The sequence below is a fragment of the Microcystis sp. 49638_E5 genome, from assembly GCF_021300285.1.
Taxonomy (GTDB): Bacteria; Cyanobacteriota; Cyanobacteriia; order Cyanobacteriales; family Microcystaceae; genus Microcystis; species Microcystis aeruginosa_C.
Window position 1 is genome coordinate 1 of sequence record NZ_JAJTDH010000139.1, and the last position, 6,472, is coordinate 6,472.

Below are 6,472 nucleotides of genomic sequence, written 5' to 3' on the forward strand. Positions count from 1 at the left end.
ATTGCAAGAAATTGGCATAAAAGTTCTTGATTTACAGGGTCGCCCCAAACATCTCTACGGCATTTATCATAAAATGCACAATCAAGGCAAAGAATTCGAGCAGATTTATGATATTGCCGCCGTCCGCATTATCGTCGAAACTAAAGAGGAATGTTATCGTTGTTTAGCCGTAGTTCACGACCAATTTACTCCGATTCCCAACCGTTTTAAAGACTATATCGGTTTACCAAAAGCTAACCGTTATCAATCTCTCCATACCACCGTTGTTGGTTTAAATGCCCGCCCCCTAGAGGTACAGATTCGCACCCTAGAAATGCACCATTTTGCTGAATATGGGGATGGGAGTGAACTAACCTCTGATGATAAAAAAAAGTTTCAGTTGCTGAGACAACGGCTAGATTGGCGGAAGGAATTTAAGGATATCCAGGAATACTGGAAATACGTGAACAGCCTGAACAATCTATTTGACGACGATGTCTATGTGTTTAATCGCCAAGGGGATGTCATCTTCCTAGCTCAAGGTTCAACTCCAGTGGATTTCGCTTACTGCATCCACACCGAGGTGGGACATCGCGTGAAAGGTGCTAAGATTAATGGGCGTTGGACAACTTTGGACTACCTTCTGCAAAATGGGGATTTCGTAGAAATTGTCACCAGCAAGAATAGTCACCCAAGTCTAGACTGGCTCAATTTCGTGGCTACACCCAACGCCAGAAAATGCATTCTCGAGTGGTACAAGCAATCGCGAATGCAGGAAAGTGTGAGAAGTCCTAGAAAAAGAACTGGGCAGTGATGGATTTAAAAGATTCTTAGAGTCCGAATCAATGCGATCTTTAGTAGTTCAACTTAATTACAAAGTCGTTGAAGATTTATTGGCAGATTTGGGTTATGGAGAAATTACAATAGAGGACATAATGAACCCGTTGCGAAAAGCTGTCAAAACTCAGCCAGTATCGAAAAAGAACCGGAGCCGAAGACATTACTTCCGTGTCAGAACTTAGACTGGGATTCTGCCCCTCCTTCGAGTAAATCTCCCATTGTGGGTATCGAAGGTATGTTGGGTAGTGATTCGGTAGTAGTGGTAAGCCATCTTGCTTATCTGGACTGAGTTGTGTAGAATATTTACTAATAAAAATAATTGCTTGATAAATGTTGGGGATTTGCTTTTTATGATTGCTATTTTTATCAATATCTTCTCTTGGATAATTAAACTTTGGTTAAATTATAGCAATTCTTAGAGCTATGAGGTACAATGAAAAGCAAATAGACAAATAATAGAACTCGCCAGCTTCCTATGAGACCCTATTCCGTAGATTTTCGCCAAAAAATTATCGATGTCTGGAAGAAAGAAAAAATTTCTATTCGAGGACTAGCCCAGAGATTTGACGTGGCTAAAAGCTTTATTCAGAAGTTATTGAAGCAACATAAAGAAACAGGAGATATCCGTCCTCGTCCACAAGGGGGAAGTCCGCCAACCAAGTTAAATAGTGAACAACTGATAATTTTAATAGAAATCATCGAATCTAACAATGATGCAACTCTCGAAGAATTATCGGACTTACTGTATGAAAAGACACAGGTGAAAGTCAGTAGAGCCACCCTGGGGCGGCTTACGCAAAAACTCAATTACAGTTTCAAAAAAAAACACTACACGCGGCGGAAAAAGAAAGTGACAGGGTGCAGCAAAAAAGAGTGGAATACTGGTTAGAAGTTAGGGAAATTGAGGCATCAAAACTAATTTTCATCGATGAATCGGGGGTAAATTTAGCCCTTTTGAGACTCTATGCTAGAGCCTTAATTGGCCAAAGATCTCGGAGAAGAAAACCACAAAAAAGAGGGAGAAATATTTCAATAATTAGTGCTATAAGCTTAGAAAAAGTTGTGGCATCAGTCAACATATACGGTGCAGTGGATGCGGTAACATTTGAAGGATTTATTCTGAAGGAAGTGATGCCAAAAATTAAAGAAGGAGACTGTTTGCTCATGGATAACGCCAAGATTCATCTCGGAGAAATGGTCAGAGAAATAATCGAACAAGAAAAAGCTAGACTCATCTATTTACCTCCTTATTCTCCCGAATTCTCTCCTATTGAAAACTTTTGGTCAAAAGTCAAAGCGATATTAAGAAAACTGAAGGCGAGAACTTACAAAGACTTAATAGAACGTGAGTTCGACGGAGCTAAAAAATAGCAGGAGGTAGAGCAGGGAAGCCCTTTGGCTCTAAATCCAAGGAGGGTTTTTTGGGCAAATAGCTATAAGCAATCAAGCCAGCAAAGAGATTGACGAGAAAGTTCCAAACGCTGCGATGTCTGGAATGTTCAATCTGGCAGATATTTTTCAGTTCGTCGTTAACTGTTTCAATTAAAGAACGCTTGCGAAGCAAGATTTTATCAATAATTTTGACTAATTTTTGCTTCATCTTCTTTTTGGAGCGGGTAATTAATTGTAAGCCTCTTTCATAAAGTTTTTCAAAGAGTTCTTGAGAAATATAGCCCCGGTCTCCAAATAATTTACCGATGAGATCTTTGGTAAGATCAGGGACAGGTTTCCGGTCATCAGTATTAGCGGGTGTTAGCTTAAAAGCCAAGAGTTCTCCCCGGTCATTGATAATTAAATGTAGTTTAAATCCATAATGCCAACCCACAGAATTTTTACCCCAACCAACTAAACCTTTAAAAACTCGGTGTGACTTGCTACGACAAGGATGACAAACTTCTATCGGAGTAGAATCAATAAAGCTTATTCCTGTTATTTCTCCTTTGCAAGTCTGTAAAAAACAACATAACAACATCATCGACCAAGGCATTAATTCCACAAAACGATTATAGCTTACTAGCTGAGGAAAGGCTTTTTTTCAATGGGGAAGAACTTGCAAGGTGTAAAATTCTTTGAATGTCCGATAGCCGGAACCATGAAAAGCAATTACTATCGTCATGACTTCGCTCAAGCCTAGACGAGAACGACACAATTTCTCCCCAACAAATGATGTTAATTGAGGGAGAGACTGACAGTGCTTTTCAAAACTTTGATAGAAGTCATCTACATCACAAAAAATTGCGGTAAGATCAAGACGTGAATTTATATCCATAGCTGAGACCTTGGCGAATACTATTTCTAGCATAAGTCTCAGCTTCCTTTTTGCTAGAGTTTTTTCCGACAGCGATCGCCGTCTCTTTGTCATTAAGACTGGCTAATTGACAGAGTTTTTCTAGGATAGCTAGGCTGTAAGTCTCACTGTGCATGGATTTCAATGGGTTGAATTTCGTCGAACTCACGTTGCAAAAGTCTTAATTCGATCCTTGTACAGCAACATTTTTGAAGATTATCAACTACTAATAAATAATTAACTGAAAGTCCCTCCCATTATCGAAGATTTGGGTTAAAACCCCGTCGTTTTACGACGGCTTTTCCTGATTTTTGTCGAATTATTTTAGGGGTTTTAAGAGCTACAGGAGAAATATAGCGGTATAATGAAGATAAAAGAATTCAAGATAATTGCCATGGAATTAGTGACGCTAGATCGAAGTAGATGTATTCAAATTCCTGAAACTTTGCTGGAACAACTAGGCATTGAATATGATAGTCAATTTCAGGTAGAAGTTCAAGATGGTAAGCTAGTCTTAAATCCAATTAAGGAAGAGCCAAAGGTTTATTACGAGAATGATGTTTTGGTTGTTGACAGCCAATTGCTAGTTAATCCTGAAGCTTTTATCGAGGAGCTGAGACAAGAAAGAATGAATGAGCTAATGTTGTGATTAAAGTTTTATTCGATACGTCGGTTTTGGTTGCATCTATTTTAGTCAACCATGAACAGCACTCAGCTTGTATTTCTTGGTTAATCAGAGTTAAACGAGGAGAAATTCAGGGTTATATTGGAACTCATACTCTTGCAGAACTCTACGCAATTTTATCGGCTTTTCCCGCAAAACCTCGTTTATCTCCTCAATTGGTACAACAATTAATTAAAGAAAATTTAGATTCCTTTGAGATTATTTCCTTAACAAGCGATGATTATAAAGCTGTAATTAATCTTATGGTAACTTTAAATTTAAGAGGAGGAGCGATTTATGATGCTTTAATTGCTTATGGTTCATTAAAAGCGGAAGTCGATCATTTATTAACTTTGAATCTCAAGCATTTTATCCGTTTTGGCGGGAGAATAGAGAAAATTTCTATGGAACCGCGATAACCTAACTAGCATATTATAGCGGTAAGCGCTTGAGTGAGATACAGATCAAGCTTTGCCTAGCATGGTTTATAGCTCGTGATAGTGTACCTGATACGACTGCACACCGCTATAAACATCGCCTTCATTATGTCATAATCATGAAAAAAGACAATTAACCCTAAAAAGCCCATGCTATTAAAATGGTTGAAAATTACAGGATTGAGCTTGATAATATGGAATTTATGTTATTCGGCTGAGAGTCAAACCAGTGCAGAAATCTTACGTCCAAGAAGTTGCAGAGTAGAAAGTGAGTTACGTTCGCTTAATAGTAATGTATCAACTTATATTCAGGTGATTAATAGAAGTTCTTCTTCTGTTAAGGTGTACTGGATAGATTTCAATGGCAAACGTCAGCATTATTTTGACCTTGACCCCTTACAATCCCGTGACCAGCAAACTTATGTAACTCATCCTTGGCTTATTGCTCAGTCTGGAGCGAACCAACCTTGTATACATATATTCCTACCAATTCCCCAAAAAGGAATTATTATTATAGATTGAGATGTTACAATTACTCCAGAGAAAACACTGAAGAAGTAGTGCTAATAACTCAAGAACAAAGTCAATATGGGGCTCTTCTCGACTTTGTGTGATAATTTTTGCTTATAGAATCGTGAAATATTTACCTGGAAAGACTTTTAGGACTATTTTGCTGAAGAAACTATCAGTATAGACCCCGTTTCCACACAGAAACCAGAAGAGCCAATATGGGAACTCTCTACTCGCCCTTAGAAATCCGTTGAATGGAAACTAAACAGTAAGATTCGTCAGCCGATGGATTCAAAGTCTCTCTACTCGCGCTTAGAAATCAGTTGAGCGGTCAACGGAAGTCAACTCGTCCCACAATAGAGAGGTCATCGCGCCCGATTCCCCATGAAACTACCTTACCTATTGATACCGCTCGGCTTCATCGCCCTAACCGCTCTAGTGATCGGGGTCTATCAAGCCTCTAGCGCTCCCCTACCCGCAGGATTTCCGACCCCGACCCCGAACGGACGGATCGAGGTGAATAACTATCCCGCCTATCGCGCCGCTACTTACCGCTATCGGGGTCAACTTTCCGAGGCGGCGAACCGGTCGTTTTATCCCCTGTACCAACACATCAGTTCCAACGAGATATCGATGACCGCACCCGTTGAAACCCGTTACCCCGCAGACACGGGAGCGACATCGGGAGAGGCCGAAGTTTCCTTTCTCTACCGCGACACCGACACTTACCCGAAAGAGGTGGCCGATAATATTCGGATTGAGGATGTACCACCCATGACGGTGGTGAGCTTGGGATTACAGGGAGGTTACGATTTTGACAGTTACCAACAGGGATTGACCCGACTGAACGAATGGCTGGCAGAACATCCGAGCTACCGGGCGATCGGTTCCCCCCGTCGCTTTTTCTATGATGGTCCCTACGTTCCCGATCCCCTGAAACGGAGTGAAATTCAAATACCCGTCGAGGCGGTATCGTCGAATCGTTGAACTCATGGCCAATCCTGACTGGTATCGCAGAGGAAATGGTCGGTTATGATGTCCTCGAAGGTGAAAAGACAGTGAGAGGGAAAAGTCCGTATCGGTAAGTCCGTGTCTCGCAAAGCTAAATCGACTCCGGCCTCGAAAGCATCGGATAAAGCCGTCGGTATCTGGGATTTTAAACTAGGATTGCCCTGTAGATGCCGTCTGATCGCTCGTCTCTGTTCTCTAATCGTCAAAAACCAACTACGAGAACGTTTATCTGGCTGATATTCCCATTTGAGAAGATGTCCTACCAAAACAGTTAGACGGCTCACCAGTTCTCGATATTCTTGTTTACCTAAGGAAATGATTTCCTCCCGCAAGTTTTGCCAGTCCAGAGCTTCTACTTGTCGGGTGGCCAGAGCTTTCGCTTGTAGCTCTGTCCAGCCGTAGAAGTCGGATTCATACAGGGCATTCGCTCGATCTGACTTATTGGAACTCATATCTGACCATATTTGTACTGGAACTAGATAATACGTTGATTAACATTTTGATTATGACAAAATGGCTATTTGGCGGGGAATGTCCCCACCAATAAAGTTTACCGAAATTTTGGGTTAAAGCCCCGTCCTTTTAGGACGGCTTTTTAAACTATATCTTGTTAACTTAACTTTTATTGTGCTATAGCGTTTTCAAATAAGACATGAAAAAGCATCGTAATTGTGGAGATTAGGAAAAGTAAATAGTTTAAGGTTGATTAAAAGATTAAATATCTTCTTCATAATCCCAAAATTT

At 40.5% G+C, this 6,472-nt stretch carries 8 protein-coding genes and 2 pseudogenes; 7 read left to right on the forward strand and 3 right to left on the reverse strand.

The window, feature by feature from the left end; genetic code table 11:
- From LW728_RS22075 to LW728_RS22080, 3 genes and pseudogenes are all read left to right on the forward strand, one after another.
- A partial coding sequence (locus LW728_RS22075; protein WP_502845983.1) for a RelA/SpoT-related domain-containing protein occupies positions 1-793 on the forward strand: 793 nt, incomplete at its 5' end.
- Positions 794-824: 31 nt separating this feature from the next.
- Positions 825-1,001, forward strand: a complete 177-nt coding sequence (locus tag LW728_RS23495; protein WP_502845984.1) for a RelA/SpoT AH/RIS domain-containing protein — start codon at positions 825-827, stop codon at positions 999-1,001.
- 293 nt (positions 1,002-1,294) lie between these two features.
- Positions 1,295-2,163: pseudogene (locus LW728_RS22080) on the forward strand (IS630 family transposase); the annotation flags it as partial.
- A gap of 16 nt (positions 2,164-2,179) precedes the next feature.
- Here the strand turns inward: LW728_RS22080 and LW728_RS22085 are convergent.
- A pseudogene (locus LW728_RS22085) lies at positions 2,180-3,088 on the reverse strand (IS982 family transposase).
- Entirely contained in the window at positions 3,066-3,242 is a 177-nt protein-coding gene (locus LW728_RS22090; RefSeq protein WP_155119311.1) for a hypothetical protein, read from the reverse strand. Before LW728_RS22090 ends, LW728_RS22085 begins: the two are co-directional and overlap by 23 nt.
- 228 nt (positions 3,243-3,470) lie before the next feature.
- Here LW728_RS22090 and LW728_RS22095 point away from each other — a divergent pair, with 228 nt between their 5' ends.
- The 4 genes from LW728_RS22095 to LW728_RS22110 all read left to right on the forward strand — a co-directional run bounded on the left by LW728_RS22095 (position 3,471) and on the right by LW728_RS22110 (position 5,704).
- The gene (locus LW728_RS22095) at positions 3,471-3,755 is read left to right on the forward strand and encodes an AbrB/MazE/SpoVT family DNA-binding domain-containing protein (RefSeq protein WP_123230037.1); all 285 of its coding nucleotides are present in this window, start codon (positions 3,471-3,473) and stop codon (positions 3,753-3,755) included.
- A complete protein-coding gene (locus LW728_RS22100) occupies positions 3,752-4,189 on the forward strand; it encodes a type II toxin-antitoxin system VapC family toxin (protein WP_110545918.1) in 438 nt (145 codons plus the stop codon). Before LW728_RS22095 ends, LW728_RS22100 begins: the two co-directional genes overlap by 4 nt.
- A gap of 168 nt (positions 4,190-4,357) precedes the next feature.
- The gene (locus tag LW728_RS22105) at positions 4,358-4,729 is read left to right on the forward strand and encodes a VHL beta domain-containing protein (RefSeq protein WP_071846442.1); all 372 of its coding nucleotides are present in this window, start codon (positions 4,358-4,360) and stop codon (positions 4,727-4,729) included.
- A 372-nt stretch (positions 4,730-5,101) separates the two neighbouring features.
- On the forward strand, positions 5,102-5,704 hold the full coding sequence (locus LW728_RS22110) for a heme-binding protein (RefSeq protein ID WP_287768309.1): 603 nt from the start codon (positions 5,102-5,104) through the stop codon (positions 5,702-5,704).
- Between the two features lie 2 nt (positions 5,705-5,706).
- Here LW728_RS22110 and LW728_RS22115 read toward each other — a convergent pair whose 3' ends face one another.
- Entirely contained in the window at positions 5,707-6,180 is a 474-nt protein-coding gene (locus tag LW728_RS22115; RefSeq protein ID WP_110579919.1) for a DUF29 domain-containing protein, read from the reverse strand.
- Positions 6,181-6,472 lie beyond the last annotated feature (292 nt).

What these genes read in the sequence shown, in the direction of transcription:
- LW728_RS22095 (WP_123230037.1), top strand. Translation starts at nt 3,471, where the DNA reads ATGAAGATAAAAGAATTCAAGATAATTGCCATGGAATTAGTGACGCTA.
- LW728_RS22110 (WP_287768309.1), top strand. Translation starts at nt 5,102, where the DNA reads ATGAAACTACCTTACCTATTGATACCGCTCGGCTTCATCGCCCTAACC.
- LW728_RS23495 (WP_502845984.1), top strand. Translation starts at nt 825, where the DNA reads ATGCGATCTTTAGTAGTTCAACTTAATTACAAAGTCGTTGAAGATTTA.
- LW728_RS22090 (WP_155119311.1), bottom strand. Translation starts at nt 3,242, where the DNA reads ATGCACAGTGAGACTTACAGCCTAGCTATCCTAGAAAAACTCTGTCAA.
- LW728_RS22105 (WP_071846442.1), top strand. Translation starts at nt 4,358, where the DNA reads ATGCTATTAAAATGGTTGAAAATTACAGGATTGAGCTTGATAATATGG.
- LW728_RS22115 (WP_110579919.1), bottom strand. Translation starts at nt 6,180, where the DNA reads ATGAGTTCCAATAAGTCAGATCGAGCGAATGCCCTGTATGAATCCGAC.